Annotated in this window: 21 protein-coding genes; 3 read left to right on the plus strand and 18 right to left on the minus strand. The window is 58.4% G+C overall.

The window, feature by feature from the left end; all coding sequences use genetic code 11:
* The first annotated feature begins 29 nt into the window (after positions 1-29).
* From J0F90_RS09365 to J0F90_RS09375, 3 genes are read left to right on the plus strand one after another with little or no spacing between them, the layout of a single operon-like run.
* Positions 30-170, plus strand: coding sequence for a GpE family phage tail protein (locus tag J0F90_RS09365; protein WP_071531441.1), 141 nt, complete (start codon positions 30-32; stop codon positions 168-170).
* Entirely contained in the window at positions 160-3,135 is a 2,976-nt protein-coding gene (locus J0F90_RS09370; RefSeq protein ID WP_033640733.1) for a phage tail tape measure protein, read from the plus strand. The genes J0F90_RS09365 and J0F90_RS09370 overlap by 11 nt, the downstream gene beginning before the upstream one ends.
* A gap of 13 nt (positions 3,136-3,148) precedes the next feature.
* Positions 3,149-3,640: a phage tail protein gene (locus J0F90_RS09375; RefSeq protein ID WP_033640731.1), complete on the plus strand. Its 492-nt coding sequence runs from the start codon at positions 3,149-3,151 to the stop codon at positions 3,638-3,640.
* 92 nt (positions 3,641-3,732) lie between these two features.
* Here the strand turns inward: J0F90_RS09375 and J0F90_RS09380 are convergent, their stop codons facing one another.
* The 18 genes from J0F90_RS09380 to J0F90_RS09460 all read right to left on the minus strand — a co-directional run bounded on the left by J0F90_RS09380 (position 3,733) and on the right by J0F90_RS09460 (position 16,489).
* Entirely contained in the window at positions 3,733-4,767 is a 1,035-nt protein-coding gene (locus tag J0F90_RS09380) for a phage tail protein (protein WP_033640729.1), read from the minus strand.
* Positions 4,768-4,770: 3 nt separating this feature from the next.
* On the minus strand, positions 4,771-5,673 hold the full coding sequence (locus J0F90_RS09385; RefSeq protein WP_033640727.1) for a hypothetical protein: 903 nt from the start codon (positions 5,671-5,673) through the stop codon (positions 4,771-4,773).
* A gap of 5 nt (positions 5,674-5,678) precedes the next feature.
* Positions 5,679-7,985, minus strand: coding sequence for a hypothetical protein (locus tag J0F90_RS09390; protein ID WP_033640725.1), 2,307 nt, complete (start codon positions 7,983-7,985; stop codon positions 5,679-5,681).
* Positions 7,978-8,589: a phage tail protein I gene (locus J0F90_RS09395; RefSeq protein WP_033640724.1), complete on the minus strand. Its 612-nt coding sequence runs from the start codon at positions 8,587-8,589 to the stop codon at positions 7,978-7,980. The genes J0F90_RS09390 and J0F90_RS09395 overlap by 8 nt, the downstream gene beginning before the upstream one ends.
* Positions 8,582-9,481, minus strand: a complete 900-nt coding sequence (locus J0F90_RS09400; RefSeq protein WP_033640722.1) for a baseplate assembly protein — start codon at positions 9,479-9,481, stop codon at positions 8,582-8,584. The genes J0F90_RS09395 and J0F90_RS09400 overlap by 8 nt, the downstream gene beginning before the upstream one ends.
* Positions 9,468-9,836 carry a GPW/gp25 family protein gene (locus J0F90_RS09405; protein ID WP_033640721.1) on the minus strand — a complete coding sequence of 123 codons (369 nt, stop codon included), beginning with the start codon at positions 9,834-9,836 and terminating at the stop codon, positions 9,468-9,470. The genes J0F90_RS09400 and J0F90_RS09405 overlap by 14 nt, the downstream gene beginning before the upstream one ends.
* Positions 9,833-10,417 (minus strand): phage baseplate assembly protein V, encoded by a 585-nt coding sequence (locus tag J0F90_RS09410; protein WP_033640720.1) that lies wholly within the window; start codon positions 10,415-10,417, stop codon positions 9,833-9,835. Before J0F90_RS09410 ends, J0F90_RS09405 begins: the two co-directional genes overlap by 4 nt.
* Positions 10,417-11,055, minus strand: a complete 639-nt coding sequence (locus J0F90_RS09415; RefSeq protein WP_033640719.1) for a phage virion morphogenesis protein — start codon at positions 11,053-11,055, stop codon at positions 10,417-10,419. The genes J0F90_RS09410 and J0F90_RS09415 overlap by 1 nt, the downstream gene beginning before the upstream one ends.
* Positions 11,052-11,513 (minus strand): phage tail protein, encoded by a 462-nt coding sequence (locus tag J0F90_RS09420; protein WP_033640718.1) that lies wholly within the window; start codon positions 11,511-11,513, stop codon positions 11,052-11,054. The genes J0F90_RS09415 and J0F90_RS09420 overlap by 4 nt, the downstream gene beginning before the upstream one ends.
* A complete protein-coding gene (gene lysC / locus J0F90_RS24885) occupies positions 11,510-11,758 on the minus strand; it encodes an Rz1-like lysis system protein LysC (RefSeq protein ID WP_418895784.1) in 249 nt (82 codons plus the stop codon). Before lysC ends, J0F90_RS09420 begins: the two co-directional genes overlap by 4 nt.
* The gene (locus tag J0F90_RS24670) at positions 11,655-12,038 is read right to left on the minus strand and encodes a DUF2570 domain-containing protein (RefSeq protein WP_050072191.1); all 384 of its coding nucleotides are present in this window, start codon (positions 12,036-12,038) and stop codon (positions 11,655-11,657) included. The genes lysC and J0F90_RS24670 overlap by 104 nt, the downstream gene beginning before the upstream one ends.
* On the minus strand, positions 12,035-12,589 hold the full coding sequence (locus J0F90_RS09430) for a lysozyme (RefSeq protein WP_033640717.1): 555 nt from the start codon (positions 12,587-12,589) through the stop codon (positions 12,035-12,037). The genes J0F90_RS24670 and J0F90_RS09430 overlap by 4 nt, the downstream gene beginning before the upstream one ends.
* Positions 12,586-12,867: an SGNH/GDSL hydrolase family protein gene (locus J0F90_RS09435; protein WP_033640716.1), complete on the minus strand. Its 282-nt coding sequence runs from the start codon at positions 12,865-12,867 to the stop codon at positions 12,586-12,588. The genes J0F90_RS09430 and J0F90_RS09435 overlap by 4 nt, the downstream gene beginning before the upstream one ends.
* Positions 12,858-13,058 (minus strand): tail protein X, encoded by a 201-nt coding sequence (locus tag J0F90_RS09440; protein WP_033640714.1) that lies wholly within the window; start codon positions 13,056-13,058, stop codon positions 12,858-12,860. Before J0F90_RS09440 ends, J0F90_RS09435 begins: the two co-directional genes overlap by 10 nt.
* Positions 13,058-13,555: a head completion/stabilization protein gene (locus J0F90_RS09445; RefSeq protein WP_033640713.1), complete on the minus strand. Its 498-nt coding sequence runs from the start codon at positions 13,553-13,555 to the stop codon at positions 13,058-13,060. The genes J0F90_RS09440 and J0F90_RS09445 overlap by 1 nt, the downstream gene beginning before the upstream one ends.
* Positions 13,556-13,658: 103 nt before the next feature.
* On the minus strand, positions 13,659-14,528 hold the full coding sequence (gene gpM / locus J0F90_RS09450) for a phage terminase small subunit (RefSeq protein ID WP_033640711.1): 870 nt from the start codon (positions 14,526-14,528) through the stop codon (positions 13,659-13,661).
* Positions 14,529-14,572: 44 nt separating this feature from the next.
* Entirely contained in the window at positions 14,573-15,619 is a 1,047-nt protein-coding gene (locus J0F90_RS09455) for a phage major capsid protein, P2 family (protein WP_033640709.1), read from the minus strand.
* A 36-nt stretch (positions 15,620-15,655) separates the two neighbouring features.
* Positions 15,656-16,489, minus strand: a complete 834-nt coding sequence (locus J0F90_RS09460; RefSeq protein ID WP_033640707.1) for a GPO family capsid scaffolding protein — start codon at positions 16,487-16,489, stop codon at positions 15,656-15,658.
* Between the last annotated feature and the right edge of the window lie 109 nt (positions 16,490-16,598).

Genomic DNA, 16,598 nt, shown 5'->3' on the forward strand with positions numbered 1-16,598 from the left:
AACCGCTTTTTGTCAGCGTTGACGATCTCATCGCTGACATTGCTGTAGTTTTTCACTGGCCGCCCTCCGAGATGTACGGCATGGAGCTGCGCGAGCTGATGGCATGGCGCCAGCGCGCCGCCATCCGCAGCGGCAACCATGACGATGACGAGGATGACCATGGATCTTAGTATTCGCGTCGCGTTCAACGCGATCGACAAGCTCACCCGCCCGGTTAAAGCCGCTAGCAAAGCTGTTAGCGGCCTTTCTGACTCCCTCAAGAAAACGCAAAACGCCGTTAAAGACCTGGACAAGCAAGCCGCCAGCTTTGACCGTTTAAGCGCGCAAGTCAGCAACACAGCAAAGAAGATTAACAGTGCGAAACGCGACATAAGCGGGCTTAATCAGGTTGTGCGCGAGGGAGGGCAACTGACCGACGCCCAGGCCGCGCACCTGGAAAACCTGCGCGGCAAGCTCACCCGACTGACGCAAACCTACAGCCAGCAAACGGCCAAGCTGCGAGAGGCGGCCCAGGCGGTGCGACAGCATGGCGTCAACCTGTCCGCCGGCAGCGGTGCGGTGCAAAGTGCCATCCGGCGGACAGAGCAATATAACCAGCAGCTTGAGCGGGAGCGGCGACAGCTGGCCGCCGTTACCCAGGCACAAGCCGGCTACACCCGCGCCAAAGATGCCGCCGGCAAACTGCGCGGCGCCGGCATGGGGATGGTTGCCGTGGCATCGGTTGCTGGTTATGCGGAAGGGCGCTTCTTATCCCCTGCCGTTGGTTTTGACCAGGATATGTCACGGGTACAGGCGTTAACCCGTATTGACAGCAAAGATCCGCGTTTTACTCAACTGCGTGAACAAGCAAAAAAACTCGGAGCTGAAACAGCATTCTCCGGCCGGGATGCTGCCAGCGGCCAGGCGTTCCTGGCGATGGCCGGTTTTACTCCTGAAGCTATCCAAGCCGCATTACCCGGCATTTTGAATGTCGCAATTGCCGGGGGTGCTCTTACTGGTGACATTTCACTCGGTGAAACCGCGGATATCGGCGCCAGTATCCTCAACCAATTCAAATTGAACTCTGCCGATATGGATAGGGTTGGTGATGTGTTGGCCGGTACTTTTACCCGAAGCAGCACTAACCTGCGCGATCTCGGCGACACGATGAAATATACCGGCTCGGTCGGTGCCAACCTTGGCGTTGGGCTGGAGCAGGTAGCCGCAATGGCTGGATTGTTGGCTAACAATGGCATTAGGGGGTCTGATGCGGGTACTGCTTTGCGTGCCAGTTTATCCCGCTTGGCATCGCCGCCAAAAGCGGCTGCGAAAGCGCTCAACGAGTTAGGGGTGTCTGTTGCTGACTCCAAAGGCAAAATGCATGACGCAATGACAATTCTGACCGATCTCTATAAAGCCACCCGTAAATACGGGGAAGTTGACCGAGTTGGGTTCTTTAAGGACATTGCTGGGGAAGAAGCTTATAACTCGCTCATGACCTTGGTTAACGGGGCTGGCAGCGGTGATCTGCAAAAGTTACTGGCAGAGATTGGCACAGCACACGGTAACAATGAGTCGTTTAAGGTTGCTAAAACGATGTCTAACAACCTTGGCGGTGATCTGTCTAACCTTGGCAGTGCGTGGGAAGGCCTGCAAATTGAGATTTCCGACACCGTTAAGGGGCCGCTTCGCGAATTGGTACAGTGGTTCGATGATGTTATTTCTCGTATTTCAGTTTGGGTGAAAGAAAACCCACGGCTGGCGCAATCCATTCTGTTGACTGCCGGCGCCGTCACCGCCCTGGTGGCCGCGTTGGGGATCGCCAGCCTGGCGACCGGCCTGCTTATTGGGCCGCTGGCTAAGCTGCGTTTGGGCTTCACGTTGCTGACGGGCGGGCGCGGTCTGATGGGAACCGTTAGCGCACTGCGGGGCTTCGTTGGCGCCGGCGGCAACGCCATGGCGAGGGTCAGCGGTTGGTCGCGCGTGTTGACTTCGCTCTCTGGTGGTGTCCGTGGGCTGCAGGGCTCGCTGGCGACGCTGCGCAGTATGCTGATGGGCGTATTTATGGCGCCGTCGGCAGCGCTGGGTTCATTGGTGCGTGGCGTGATGGGGCTGGCGCTACGGCTGACGGGCCTGTCTACGCTATGGGGGATTCTCACCGGCGCGCTTTCGGCGCTGGGTGCTGTGCTGTCGTTCCTGCTGAGTCCGATCGGGTTGATTGGCGCCGCCTTTGTCGCGGCCGGCGTACTGATTTGGAAATATTGGGAGCCGATCAAGGCGTTCTTTGTCGGCTTTGGTTCAGGCGTCATGGCGGCGCTGGCGCCGCTGCGTGAAGCGTTTGCACGTATCGCACCGATCTTTGGTGTGATTGGTGATGCACTCAGCAGCGTGTGGGACTGGTTTACCAAGCTGCTGACGCCGATGCAGACCAGCAAAGACACGCTGGACAAATGCGCCAGCGCCGGCGAGACATTCGGGCGGGTGTTTGGTGCTGCTCTGCAGCTGTTGTTTGCGCCAATTACATTTCTGATGGACTCAGTCGGTTGGCTGCTTGAGAAGCTGGGGTTGATCCCCGATGGTATCGAGCAAGCCCGCATTAAAGCCGAAAAGATGAAGTTGGAGCTTACCCCGGAAGGGCAGCAGCGGTTGGGTGGCAAGGTAGGGTTACTGGCTGGTGATCTTGCGAGTATTACCAAACCTGCTTCAGTCAGCACTGATGCGCCTAAACCTCCTGCCCTGACAGGTGACACAGGCACGCTACGCCGCCTGAACGAGATCGCCGGCAACACCAAGGCGACCGCAGACAATACCAACGTCACCAAACGCATCGGGCCGGGGGATATCGTCTTCAAAAATCTGCCGCGCGCGCTGGCACTGCGTGGGGCGTACCAGGAAGCGCGGGTGATGCCGCAACCGGTGCCGCGTGTGGCGGCCGCTGCCGGCGGCGGGGTGCTCTCGGTGCCGTCGGCGTCACAGCCGGCCGCGATGGCGCCCGTGTCCGCGCCTGGCGGCGGTGGCCCCATCTTCCAGTTGTTCTTTAACGACGTCGGCCAGCGTTCGGATCAGGAGCTCGAACGGATGGTGCGCAGCGCGGTGCGCGATGCGATGGCCAGCACAGTCAGGGGTAACCGCGGGTCATTCCGCGATCGAGATTAAGGGAGTCAAAATTATGATGATGGTATTCGGGATGTTCGTTTTTACGCTTCGCACGGCGCCTTACCAGCAGCTGCGCCATTCGCAGGACTGGCGCCACGTCAAAAACGATCGCATTAACCAGTCTGCCGGCTGGCAGTATATCGGGGCAGGGGATGACAGCATTACTCTTGATGGCGTGCTCTACCCGGAGATCACCGGCGGCAATCTGTCGCTGTCGAGCCTTGAGACCATCGGCTTTACCGGCCGGCCCTGGCCGCTGATTGAGGGAGACGGGCGAATTTACGGCATGTACGTGATGACGCGGTTAGAGCGGGGTAAGTCGGAGTTTGACCGCTACGGCAACCCGAAAAAAATCGAGTTCTCCATCAGCCTAAGCCGTGTCGACAGCGATTTTCGCGAGAAGCTGCAAACGACGTCGGCGAGTGACGTGCTCGGTGAGCTGCGCACCAGCGCCAGCCGGGCGGTTAACTCGGTGACAAAATCGGTAAACGGTCTGTTTGGGTGAGGTATAGCGCGATCTGACTGTACTCGATACCGGCAGATATAGACGGCGCCGGCTGTACTGCAGGAGAAGAAAAAGCCCCGAAAGGGGCTTTTTTATGCGGCTCGATACCAGCACATCAGCTTGATGTGGCTTTCAACGACGTTGATAGCTTGTCCCTGGCCGAGTGCCTCGGTTTGCGCCCAAACGGTGTGAGAGTGTGGCGGTACGGTGGCCTCGTGGGTATGGTCTTCAGCCTCGCTGGTGTAGTTGCGCGTTCTTCGGCTGTCATTGTCGGATCCGACAATATAATCGTCGTCCCACGTCTCACCAGGCGCGGACATTCCCCCTTGGTGCCTGTGCCTACCCGCTGGCGTTGTTTGCAGCGTTTGCGCCCCTTGTTCGTTTGTGCTTCCCGACACATTCAGCACCGATTGCGGCAAGTTGGCGCGCGTAATGTTCACCGTATCGCTGCCGCCCTCAGCGCCGACGTCTGAACCATCGGCCTTGCCAATGCGGATCGTTTTATTCTCGCCGGTATAGTGCCATGTGGTGCCGGGCCACTTTTCGTTAGGGTTCAGGTTAGTCGCAAAGAAGATACTGATCCCCGGCGGGTAAATGTCATCGAACGCGGCTTTATTTTCCGCCAGCGCGTAGGCGTCGTCTGCACGGCCTTTTGCCTCATTGAACTTATTATCGACATAAGTCACTGGTGCTATTATGACGTCGGGGTCAACGATTAGCTCAACATCTGCCGTACTGCTAACCATCAACTCCATGCGTATAATCTGTAACCGGCCCGATCCCTCATCAAGCAGCGGTTTATACGTCTCCGGCATATTCGCAACGGCGATAAGATCACCATCATTGTCATATACGCCGATCTCGCGCATCCACCATCCGCCAATATTCGCGGGTATCACCATATCAACAGCAATAACACGCTGATCGGCATTGCTGATGTTGAGTGAGTTGATGTCAGCGCGATAGCGCTCGTTCAGCAACTGCGTTTGCTCCGGGTGCGGTTGCGGTAGTGTTCCCAATCCGTCCCCGACCGCCATCACGGTTATCGAGAGCTTTTCTCCGATGGCTGCGGCCGCGGCGATTTTCTCCGCGCCGCGGTTGGTTATGATGCTGAAGAACTTGCCCATAAATTACGCTCGCTGTGAAATCAGTTTTGCCAGGTCTTCAGTGGCCTGCGAGAGTACTCGAATGCGGCCAATACACCCGTACGCGCCGTCTGATGATGTGAGATCGCTGGGATATCGGCCGGCGACTTGCAAATAACCCATTACGCCCGAAATATTCGGCGGCGGCGTTTTAAGATCCTCTTGATACAACGTGCCGTTTTCGTACCCACGCATACGCTCACCCACAACATCAACCAGCGCAGCGGTGCGGGTGATGGTGCCGTCGAATGGCGCACGTGAAACATTCGCGCCGCCGGCGCCGGTCGGCGGATTAAACTTATCACAGGCATAAAACCATGAGTATTTCTGGGCTTGACGACTTACCGACCAAAAATAGATGGCAGGAAAACTTGAATTGATGAACGACACGGCGATGCCTGTGTTGTCATTCAGATCGAGATCTAATGCACGCACGGCCATCAGGTACTGTGCATTTCGCGTTTTCTGGATCGGCAACATTCGGGCGGTGCGTAAATATGTCCCGCCGTTTTGCAACTTAATGTTCAGAACGGGGATTTCGCGTGCAGTGTCGAGCGTGATTGGGTTCACCGTTGTGCCTGCGACTACCGCCTCATAATCGGGGGTATCTCCCAGCCCGTACATTTTAATCACGTTCCCGTCGGCGTTCTTTTTTATCCCCCACTCAGGTGCTGCAAACGACGCCATATTTGTCCAGGCATCATTTTCAACCAAAAAGTTGATTTCATCCATGAGTGACGCCTCATTGAGGATAATTCCGCCATCGTCAATTACGCGTTTTTTATGCTTGTCGAATATTTCGGCCGGCTTCAACAGGGCGCCAGCCAAATTAATAGAACTGCGTAAACCGTCGTACAGCTTACCCGTATCCATCGCCAGTGATGCCATTTTTTTTACCCTCTTTCTGCTGGAACTGCAATGCGTGACAGTACGCACCAGTTTGTTAATTTGAATCCCTTTTTGTAATCGCTCAGGATATTGGATTCATCGCTGATGTTGACCAATGGATGCGTCCAATTGATGCCATTGAAATCTTTGTTGTCGATTGCATTAAACCCGAACCTGAAATAATCACCTGCGGCCGGTGGCCCGTTGGTGACAATACGAAATACCCGATCCGAATTTTGCTGGACACTGTTTACCTCTGTTGATTTGAGGCTGAGATCGATACCCAGATTGGGTGCAGTGCCGATATCCGTATTGATGCGCAGCGCACCGCCGAGCGGGCTATTGAGTGTGACATCAAAGGTGTTTTCATTGATGGCAACAATTGATTCCGGCTCTACCGGTCGCCACTTGCGCCCCTGTGGGTTGGTGAGGCGGTCATACAATGTAAAGTCCTCTGCCTGTCCCTGATACTCACCCAGGATGCAATATCCCAATCCGTTCAGGTGCTGGAAATCGCTGGCAAACTGGCGGTTCAAATGATATTTGGGGGTGCTCATGAATACATCCAAGCGCGCTAACGATAATTCCCACTGATCGATAGCGATAATGTCGCCCCGCAGCGTTGACTGGCCCGGCCGTGGCACCACCATCACCGAACCTATCTGATCGAGGTCAATCAGAATGCGCGAGGCCTGGCCGGTAATTTTCATCAGGTCGGCCTGAGTGTCATTAATCCACTCATCCTGCATGGCCCTGAATTGCCCAAATTCGGAAACGAGTGCGGAGTCGTGTTCACCAAATGTATAGCCAACGCATTTGACAATAGGGATTTTCCCCACGGCGATGGCGCGATTTGTGAAAGCCTGGCAGGACGTCAGCCCATCAAGATACGGCAACGTGCCTTTCTTCAATCCCTCGTAGCCGGTTCCTGATTTTGCATCCATACGCGTCAGAAGGATTGGCATGTCGTCTACAGCGATGCCGCGTTTTTTATGGCGGCGCAGCACATGCAGAGCGCCAGGCACCTGGCAGTTTTGTCTATACGGCAGGGGCTGCGCGTCGGTAAATCCGCCCAGGGTCGTGTCTGTTACCGGACCATCTGGCGGCCATTGACAGCCCCGATCTTGCCCCGCACCGGAAAACATGAGCAGGTGCCCCGCATACTCGGGATCGAAATCGGACAATCTGGCATCCTGTCCCACGCGCAGCGATTGCCCCCGGCCGTACAATGCGTGTATTTCTGCCGGTTTTAACGGCAATTCCCGGATAGGGTAACCCTGATTAACGGGATATCTCAGGGGGAACAATCCGGCGCGCAGAACCGCATTTTCCTGAAAGATGAAGCTGACACCGTCGCGGGTGATGGGCGTTGCGCTTACCACGGGGGCGCGATCCCATACTGGCGTTTCAGCTGTTTTGTCTGCAAAGAGGGCGGGAATACCATTATGCGGACGCACCAGCCCCGGCCCGCTCGCGCTGAGAGCGTCTTGCACAGGTTCATTCATTCCCGGCAACCACAGCCCGCCATCATTATCAATCGCAAGAATCGCATCACTGAGGGCCTTTGCGAACAGCACGAACTGGTATCCCTCAATGCGGCTACTGAAACCGGCCGGCTGGATGGGTGTGAGGTAATTTTGTACTGGCTCATCCATGCCCGGTAGCCATGCGCCGCCATCGTCATCAATGGCGAACAGGGCGTTTTTCATATCCTGTGCAAAAATAACAACCTGATAGCCCGCAATTCGGTTAGAAAATGACGTTGAGACCATATTGCGCAGATAATCCTGCATTGGTTCATCTAACCCGGTTGCGACGAGGCCCCCGTCATCATCAATACCAAATAAGCCCTTAATACCTGTACTGTCAGTTATCATGAACTGGTAGCCGGCCAAATTTGCGCCCAATTGACGCGGAATACGGGCATTGAGAAAATCAAGAGCTGAAGACAGCACTTCAACAAAAGCCAGGCTGGCGTAACTGTCACCGGTCGGCGTAGCTATACCGTTCTCATTTTTATATAGCTCTACGGCTTTTTCATTGTCTGCTGACAGAACACTGAAAACTGCATCAAGGGGGATCTTCCCACTATCGATTGCGGCCTGTGCCTTCTCAACACTGGAGTATGGACTTTCGCCGAGGGATACCATAGACATCAGTGTTTCAAACAGATTTTTTAGGTAGGTAGTTCTGGCGGCTAATTGCGATGCCTGGATATTTCCTACGCCGCTTTCTCCTCCCTTGACCAAATCGCTATCTTCGATTTGATAGATATTTTCCGTCCACAATGAACGATTATTTAAATTACCCATAGTTTTTCCCACTGTAGGTGTGATTACCGATGTATTTAATACTGCCGTTGTAAGTAACGTCTGATTCAGGGAGATACCTATCTGGATAAACAGTTATGATGTTTCCATCATGCACAGCAGTAGCGGCATAAATAAAACCGCTGACTTTTACTGCGATATTCAGCTGTGCAAGATGTCGGCTAACCGGTTTGGCATCAGAAATTAGACGATTTAGTTCAGCCAGCGTTTTTTCTGTTAATCCTACATCCCGAACGTCAATTTCAAGCCGAAAGGTTCCTGGCCGATCGCCGGCGTCGAACCATTCGGCAAAGGTGGCCGAAAATCCCATGCTCTCAATCACCCGCCGCACCGCGGCGCGGGTGCCCTTACGACGGTGAATCCAGTAGGATTGCTGGATCGCCGCTATCTTCTTCTCTGCCGGCCAGTTCTTATCCCAGCGGTCAACCGACAGCGCCCAGGCGAGATACGGCAACAACTCTACCGGGCAGGCGGTCGGCGTCCAGAGCGTGCGCAGCGCGACAGTGATTGCCGACAGCCGCGCAGTGACGGTTTCGGTGTGGCGCATCCAGGCGCCGGCGGACGGGGGGAGTAGGGTGTTATTCATCCGTCCCGCCGTTCTCTACCGTGTAGCCGATGTTGCGCGCAGCCTGCGTGTCGGAGATCTGCAGGTCAGTCGACGGCGAACGCAGTACCACACGCTGTACCCCCTGCACATGCAGCGAGGCAGAGATCGCCGACCTGGCAACGTCACGCCCGATCTTCTTGTCGTTATCGGCCAAAAAGCCACGCAGCGACGCCATGGCGGCGTTGATGATGGGTTCCGACTCCGGCCCCGGATACAGGAAAAGCTCCGCATCAATCGAATAGTCGACAATATCCGCGCTACGAACTGTTACGCGGTCGCCCAGCGGCCGGACTTCCTCATCGTTGACAGCGGCCGTCACGGCGGCCAGCAGCTCTGGCGAGGCGGTGCCGTCGCCGTCGGTCGACAGGACGGCGATCACCACCTCCGCCGGTGCCGGGCTGGTTGCCCTGGCGTCAGCGACCTTGCCGCTCGCGCTGCGGGCAAAATATTCATACGCCGCCGACGGGCCGGCCACGCTCATGCCCTCGAATGCGGATTGCGCGCGCAGGCGCAGGGCTTCGTCACTTTCCATCACCGCGTCGGACGTGTCCGTTTCCTGGGTGATCGTCAGGCGCTCGGTGTCGAGGTTGGCGGCCAGGTTGTCCAGGTCGGTGCCTTCGGCGTGGCTCAGCATACAGGCGGCAGCCCCCTCGTTGATTCGCCGGCGCAACAGCAATTCGCGGTAGGCCATCGCCTGGGCGATAACGTTGAGCGGCTCGGACTCCAGCGACAGGGCGGCGGCAACCGACGCCTGCTGGTCATCAGGAAAGGCGGCGATCATCACCGCCTTGACGTCAACGAGGATCGTCTCGAAGTCGAGCGGCTCGATGATCTGCGGCGATGGCAGTTGCGACAGGTCAATCGTTGGCATCGTTGTGGCTCCTTAACTCAATCGTCCCGGCGCTTTTCTCCATGCTTTCCGTCAGTATGCCGGCCATCTCGGCCGTGACAGCGCCGGTGGGCGAATAACTGATGTTGATGGTGTCCAGCGCAAGGCGCGGCTCCCATGCCGCCAGCGCGATCACTGTCGCGCTCATGATCTGCAGGCGGGTGACGTCGTTTTGCGGGCTGTCGAGCAGGTCTGGCACCAGCGAACCGTAGTTACGGCGCATGACGCGCGAACCGATGGGCGTCAGCAGGATGTCATTGGCTGACTGCCAGACGTGATCCGCATCGGTCAGCGTGCCGGTGCCGCTGTTATTCATGCCGCGGTACTTCTCGCTCATCGGGTGCCCTCCGTCCAGTCGCCGCCGCGCTGCACGCCGCCGTGGTTGTGGTCATCAACCTTCACGCCGTTCGACACGAAGGTGCCGCCGGTGTGATTGAAATCACCGTGCATCTCGCCGCCTTCGCTGACGTCGAATTGCCGGGTCTTCAGCAGGTTGGTGCATTCGACGACGGGCGAATCCAGGATCACTTTGACCTCGGCCGTTAATTTGGCGGTCTTGACGCCGCTGACTTCCAGCGCGCCGGCATCGGCGTCATAACGGAATCTGGCGCCGTCCGGGGCGGTGATCACCATCTCGTTACGCGAGCCGCCGGGGGCGGGGTGATCGTTGCTGTACAGGCTGCCACCGATAATGGCCGTCTCCGGATTGCCGCCGATGCACAGCAGCCAGACCTGCTCGCCGAGCGACGGCGGCATCCAGATGCTGAATGCGCCGGCGCGCTGCGCATTCCAGCGCAGCCAGGTGGTATCTAACCCGCCGGTGGCGACGCGCACGCGCTTGTTGTCTTCGTCGATCGCCGTGACCACGCCAACGCGGATCAGGTTTTCCAGCAGGCGAATAAGTTCGGCCGCGTCCACTATTTCACCCCCAGCGAGTCAATGACCGAGCGGGCGATCGCCATGCGGTCGGCTTTGGTGATCCCCAGCACCTCGCGGCGTGGGTAGGATGCCATCGCGCCGGACTTGTTCACCCTGTCGCGCAGGCCGTACTGGTGCGTGCGCGCAATGCGGCCCGCAACGCCGGTAAAACCGACGGTGGCGCCGCCGGCATCGGCGCGCGCCTTCAGGAAGCGCGCGGTGCGCAATCGGCGAAACATCGGATCGGCCTTGGTGGTGTCCTTGCGCGTCTGGCTGAAGTTGATATCGAGGTAACGCTCGATATCCTCGCGATAGAATGAGCGGACGGCGCCACGGCCTTCATCGAAACCGGTCAGCATGCGGCCGCGGCTGCTCTTGGTTGCCCGCCAGTTTTTCAGGCGGCGGGTTTCGCCGTTCCAGATAAAGCCAATCCCGGCCTGAGAGCGCAGCACCTTGCGGCGGCGCTTCTCGAATTTTGAGCCGTCCGGGTTTTCCTGGCGTGCAATGCGCCTCGACTGGCTCTGGCGCAGCATGCGGCCGACCTCGCGCGCGGTGCGTATACGCCCGGCGGGGGACATGCCGCCGAGAATATTGGCGAACACCTGATCCAGTTCATGAAACAGCGCGGCATCGGTCATGGCACCAGCTCCCCGCCGCTCTCAGGATCGAATACGATTTGCCAGTCGCCGCCGTTGATGCGGGGCTTGTCTTCCGCCAGGTGCTGTGTAAGAAGCTTTCCATTTTGGCGTGTTACCATGACACGCTCCCAAATTGGCACCTTCAGCAACAGATCGGCAGTGTCGTCGTTTGCAATATCAGCTTCGAACTCAATGCTTTTGTTTTTATCCGGGTTCAATAGCAGGTCTGGCTGGTATTCCCATATCCATCCCAACAGTGGCAGCATCAGGTCATCTAGATCACCCGGGTAGTTCATCACGAATACCTGGAGCGGATAAACGTACATAAACGAAGGCTCGCCGGTCGCCTGGATTTCGATATGCCCCTTTTCAACAAAAACGGTGAACAGCTCAGGATTGGCCTTGCACCAGGCACTGGCCGCAGTCAGCGCGTCGCGCAGCAGTTCGGCTTTTTTCACTTCATCCCCCTGGCGATACGCCGTAGTTCGAGTTCTCGTATGGCCGCCTTATCGGCGTTGCAGGTGTCCAGCGCATCCAGCAGCCGATCCGCCCAGGGCGCCAGGCTGCCGTAAGTCATCGGTGACGGTGCTGCAGGTACATCAGTGTTTGCCGTCAGGCTGGCCGGCAAAGGCTCCTGAATAATCTGCGGCGCGGACTTCCGCGGCGCGTTTTTGCAGGCTGTCAGCGACAGCAGCAGGCACAGGAGTAACGGCGCACGTTTCGCCGTCCAGCGCAGTCTTGATGGTTTCACGTCGTTGTTCTCCGTTGGTGCCGCGCCTCTCGCTCAGCTTCTTCATTCCGGCCTCAATCTCGCCGATGTCGGCACGCAGGGCGCGCACTTCGGCCAGCACATCCCCGGTTTGCTCGACGGCGCGCTCGGCAATATCGCGGCGCTGTTCGGCCAGTTCCCGCTGATGCTTCTGCCATCCCATCCCGGCCAGCGCCGCCAGAAACAGCAGGATCAATACCGCGGCCGCTTTCATTTCTCGACCTTCAGAGCCGGGTCAGACAGGCACCAGGCTTTGAACTCTTCCCGACGGTTAACCAGCCCTTGCAGGCGTTTGCCGCCGGAGTTCACAAAGTCGGTCAGGCGCTGGCATGCGCCGGGCCAGTTGCCCGCCTGCGCATATTTCCACAGAGTGGTGCGCTGCTTTTTGCCCTGGCGATCGGTGAACCAACTGATCCCGGTGCAACCCACGTTAAAACTGACGTCGGTCAGCGCTTCAAACACGAATTGTGGGGCGGCGGCGCCGTTAAAGTTGCTGTTGATACACTTCTCCGCGCGTACCAGGTCGTTTACCCAGCGCTCGGCGATCTCCGTTTCAGAGTACTGCCGATCCTCGACGCGGGTCGTTGAGCCCATGCCGATGGTCAGCACCCCGGCGGGGCAGTAGTAGGGCGTCTTGCGGCAGTCCTCATACTTCGCCATTTTTAACTGTGCCGCCTGGCTGGTGCGCACCTTCTCGGGCCACAGGGCACCGGCCAGCGCCACAATGGCAGCCACGCTGCAGGCGATAACGCTTTTTCGTCTCACCGTTGGCCCCCTTTCAGCTCGCTGATAAGCGCCTTCACATCCTGCCTGTTCTCGGCATCGCTGCGCACTGCGTCAACCAGCTGCGCCAGCAGGGCGTTGGTGGTCGCCTGGCTGCGCGCCACCCGGCGGCGGTGGATTTCGCCCAGCGCCGCGGCGATCAGGCCGATCACCAGTCCGCCGGTCGCCAGCCATTCGCGCTGCGTCATCATGCCGATGCCCATCAGCACGGTGGAATAGGAGTAGATCACCCAGCTCCAGAGGCGGTCGATTACGTCCATAGCTGCACCGTCTCCTGTTGGGTTGAACGTTCGATCTCCGGCAGCTCGACCACCTGGCCGGCGGTCAAAAAAATCTGTTCGGCGATCCCTGGATTGGCGGCCAACACGATTTCTGTCACGCCTTGCGTGGTGCCGTAGTGTCGTTGGCACAGCAGATCCAGCGTGTCGCCCTGCATTGCTTGCACCTTCACTAAAATGCCTCCGCAAAATTGCGCACTTCGTCGCGAATATCGGCGATAGCCCAGCGGGCATCCCGCCACAGATCTGCCGCCTGCAGCGTCAACCCGGCGGCGCGTTTCTCGCCGGCGTCGCCGGTGGTGTCGACGTCGCGATAGTTTTCGATCAGCAGCGCGCGGGTGATGCTGAATACCGCGCGGCGGTAGCGGTGGATCTTCACGCTCACGTCATTGATTTGACGGGCTGGTACGGTCTCCAGCGACGCGAAGCCGGCTTTCAACTGGTTTTCTTGCCAGCCCGCCAACTGGTCGATCACATGGCCTGTCGCTTCAATCGCGGCCTGCTTTAAGCGGGTGGTGGTCACCGCGCCGGTGATGCGCATCTCAAGGCGCACGTCCTTGAGCGCTATCGCGGGCCAGAAGGGGCCGGCTGTGATGGTCTCGCCGCCATCGTCGGTATCTGGCACATCGTCAGCGGCGGGGGTGACGGTACGCCCGGCAACAAGGCTCATGGCCCAATCTCCTCAAAAGGTGGCGGTGAGCGGGCGGGGAAAAGCACACGCGAAGCGCTGCAGATCTCCGCCCGCGCCGCCAGCGCACGGGGCGCAAGTCGTTTTATTCGGTGGCGTCCTGCTTGGCTTTCTTACCGGCGGCCTTGCCGGCGGTCTTTTTAGCGGCCGATGGCTTACGCGCGGTGCTGCTGCGCTGCCGGTGCTGGGTGGCCGGTACAGTCGTTTTTGATGCTGCTGCAGCGTCGGTCGTTGCTGCGGTGCCGGAGGTGTCGGCATCGTTATCGCCTGCGCCGTCGGTAGTCTGGCTGGCCTTCTTGACCTGGCGTGCCAGGCTCTCGATCGCTTTTTTCACGCCGGCGTTGGCGTCCAGTTTCAGCGCCTGGCGCAGCAGTTCCAGCGCCTTCGCCTGGGTGGCATCATCGCCACCGCGCAAGGCAAAGCCGCGCACCTTGAACAGCTTGGCGAGCACGACGTCAGGCATATCCTTGCCATCGACGATTTGCGCGAGCTCGTCCAGCACCTGCAGGTGTGCGGTCAAATCGGTGCTCTCGTCGGCCTTGACCTGCACCAGAATGGGATCGCAAAGCTCTTCCACGAGGGCCGTCGCCGCCGTGCGGTGGAACCGGTCAGGCATCGCGAGGTTGTGCTCGATGACATAGCGGCCGATACGCACCGCGAGCGGATAATCGCCGGCGTCAATCGCCCAGATCATCAGGGTGACGATGACCTCGTCCTGCCGGCCGCTATTGCCGTCGAGCGTGCCTTCGATCCAGCCTTCATAGTGCGGAAGCAACTGCTTTTTCATCTCCGCTTTCGCCTGGTCGGACTGCACGCGTTTGAGTGCACTCTGATCCATGCGCAGGCGGTGAAGGATTTGTTCATGCGCGGTGCGGGCGGCTTCTGTGAACTCCTCGGTCTTACCGTGGCGTTCCGCCATCACGCGCTGAAAATGTCGTTGTGCCGGTGTCAGCATTGTCCTGTCCCCAAAGGGGGGCGGGCAGGTGCCCGCCCGGGTAATTAACCGCCGTTCTCAGGCTGTGCGAAGGTGATGCCGTCGATAAAGGCGACGTTGCCGTAGTCCTCGATCACGAAGTCATCGTTCGACGACTGGTAGGTCGCGACGCGGTTGTACTCCGGCTCTTCCTTGATGGTGCGGCGCAGGCTCCCGCGCTGGTAGTACACCGACAGGTTCTTAAACGGCGTGATCAGAATGCCGTTCACCGGGAAGTACGGCGCGATGAAGGTCGGCATGTTCCCGACGCGCTCCTGCGCCACAATCAGCTGACCGGCCAACATTTCGGTATTCGGGTTGGTCTGGCTCATGGCGTTGATTGCCGGGAAATTACTGCTGGTCAGCAGGTCACCGGCCAGGATCACCACGTTATCCGGGTTACGTTTGTGCCATTCGTCCATCAGGCTGTTTTTGGCGTCATAAACTGCTGAAGTCAGGTTGCCGTAGGTGCCTCTGGCGATGATCTTGTTGTCATCATCGCGCGCTGTCACGGTTACGCCGGAGATCATGCGGTGTGGGGCTTCTGTTCGGATTTTTTCCAGCCAGCCGATGCCACAGTCTTGCAGCAGCGGGTTGGCGGCGCGGTTGGATGGATCGGCGTAGCTGTTGCCGTTGAAACCGATCATGATGCGGTCAAGCGACATTTGGCGGCCCATGGCTGCACTGATCATCGGTTGGAACTCTGGCATATGCGCCCAGGTGTCCAACTGCTCATAACCCAGACCGTAGTCGTAGTTGACTTTGCGGCAGGTGTAGTTGAGCGGCTCCATTTTGCTGTTATCGGCCGGGTTGCGGCGAGTGGTGGTGCTGTTGTTCACGCCGGCAAGCGGGCCTTTGCTGCCGATCAGCACTTTCTGGCCGATCTGTTGGTTCACGCCGAAAACGTTAATTTTGCTCAGGAAGGAGTCACTTTGTTGCGCGGCAAGCTCCATCTTCTGCTGCCGCGACGGTTCGACAGCGAATTTTGCCGCGACCGCTGCTGGTGACACGCCATTCATTTCGGCTTGGCGTGCAACGTACTGATCAAACAGTTTGCGGGTATTGTTATCCATGCTCTTTTTCTCTCGTAGTCAATATCGATCGCTGGCTTAGTAGTCAGCCTGCTGCACGTTGCCACCGCCGCCGGCCGGCGGGCGACGGCTGAAATTGCCGTCCGTGGTTTCAACCTGCTGCTTCATCGCAGCCAGGTCAGCGGTCAACTTCGCGATGGCCTGCTTGTTGCTGGCGCTTTCCTGCGCGGTGGCGCTGAATTGGTCGGTCAAATCGGCCTGCGCCGTCGCCACGGCCTCTACCGCCTGATGCACCTGGCTGAAGCGTTCATCGTCGGTTTTCTTGCCCTTGCCGAGGATGCCCATAACGCGGGAGAACCACTCGTTGCCGGTGGTTGAGCGCGACTGGTCTGCCTGCATCAACTCAGCTTCGAAAGCGGCGGTGAACATCGTCGGCTCGGCATCTGCGGTGTTGAACCGCATGATCTCCCCGCGCTTCTCGGCGGCAAATTTCAGCTTGTCAGTGCCCAGACTGGCCGGGGTATCGGTCATCGCCAGGCCGACCAGGTACGGGCCGTTGGTCAGTGAAAACTTTGGATGGATCTCGACGCTGGAATAAATCTTCTTCCCGTCGTCGGTCATGGCCCTCATGCGTGCCGTAGGCTCTATCTCTGCGTACAACGCCGCTTCGCCAGTCAGCGGGCCGTCGGAAATGTCCTCGGCGGACAAGGCCATCACGTCGCCCATGGCGCAGAAGGTGCTGTCCGGGAACGGGGAAAGGTAGTGCTCGATATTGACGCGGGCGCCATACACCGCCGGGTTATACGACGCCGCCATCGCATGGATCTGATCGCGGGTGACCTGACGGCCGTCGATAGTGACGCCGGAGGTCATGACGCGGAATTTCTTACGGGTGCTCGTTGTGCTTGCCATGTCTGCTTGCTCACGATTCTGTTGAGTTCCCGGTGATGATGGCAGGGCGTCCGGCCCTGTCTCAATGCGTTGTTGTTGTCGGAGAGCGGCGACAGCCGGCACCGCGAGA

It is taken from the genome of Serratia marcescens subsp. marcescens ATCC 13880, assembly GCF_017299535.1.
GTDB classification, from domain to species: domain Bacteria; phylum Pseudomonadota; class Gammaproteobacteria; order Enterobacterales; family Enterobacteriaceae; genus Serratia; species Serratia marcescens.

What these genes read in the sequence shown, in the direction of transcription:
- J0F90_RS09370 (WP_033640733.1), top strand. Translation starts at nt 160, where the DNA reads ATGGATCTTAGTATTCGCGTCGCGTTCAACGCGATCGACAAGCTCACC.
- J0F90_RS09375 (WP_033640731.1), top strand. Translation starts at nt 3,149, where the DNA reads ATGATGATGGTATTCGGGATGTTCGTTTTTACGCTTCGCACGGCGCCT.
- J0F90_RS09380 (WP_033640729.1), bottom strand. Translation starts at nt 4,767, where the DNA reads ATGGGCAAGTTCTTCAGCATCATAACCAACCGCGGCGCGGAGAAAATC.
- J0F90_RS09385 (WP_033640727.1), bottom strand. Translation starts at nt 5,673, where the DNA reads ATGGCATCACTGGCGATGGATACGGGTAAGCTGTACGACGGTTTACGC.
- J0F90_RS09390 (WP_033640725.1), bottom strand. Translation starts at nt 7,985, where the DNA reads ATGGGTAATTTAAATAATCGTTCATTGTGGACGGAAAATATCTATCAA.
- J0F90_RS09395 (WP_033640724.1), bottom strand. Translation starts at nt 8,589, where the DNA reads ATGAATAACACCCTACTCCCCCCGTCCGCCGGCGCCTGGATGCGCCAC.
- J0F90_RS09400 (WP_033640722.1), bottom strand. Translation starts at nt 9,481, where the DNA reads ATGCCAACGATTGACCTGTCGCAACTGCCATCGCCGCAGATCATCGAG.
- J0F90_RS09405 (WP_033640721.1), bottom strand. Translation starts at nt 9,836, where the DNA reads ATGAGCGAGAAGTACCGCGGCATGAATAACAGCGGCACCGGCACGCTG.
- J0F90_RS09415 (WP_033640719.1), bottom strand. Translation starts at nt 11,055, where the DNA reads ATGACCGATGCCGCGCTGTTTCATGAACTGGATCAGGTGTTCGCCAAT.
- J0F90_RS24670 (WP_050072191.1), bottom strand. Translation starts at nt 12,038, where the DNA reads ATGAAAGCGGCCGCGGTATTGATCCTGCTGTTTCTGGCGGCGCTGGCC.
- J0F90_RS09435 (WP_033640716.1), bottom strand. Translation starts at nt 12,867, where the DNA reads ATGGACGTAATCGACCGCCTCTGGAGCTGGGTGATCTACTCCTATTCC.
- J0F90_RS09445 (WP_033640713.1), bottom strand. Translation starts at nt 13,555, where the DNA reads ATGAGCCTTGTTGCCGGGCGTACCGTCACCCCCGCCGCTGACGATGTG.
- gpM (WP_033640711.1), bottom strand. Translation starts at nt 14,528, where the DNA reads ATGCTGACACCGGCACAACGACATTTTCAGCGCGTGATGGCGGAACGC.
- J0F90_RS09455 (WP_033640709.1), bottom strand. Translation starts at nt 15,619, where the DNA reads ATGGATAACAATACCCGCAAACTGTTTGATCAGTACGTTGCACGCCAA.
- J0F90_RS09460 (WP_033640707.1), bottom strand. Translation starts at nt 16,489, where the DNA reads ATGGCAAGCACAACGAGCACCCGTAAGAAATTCCGCGTCATGACCTCC.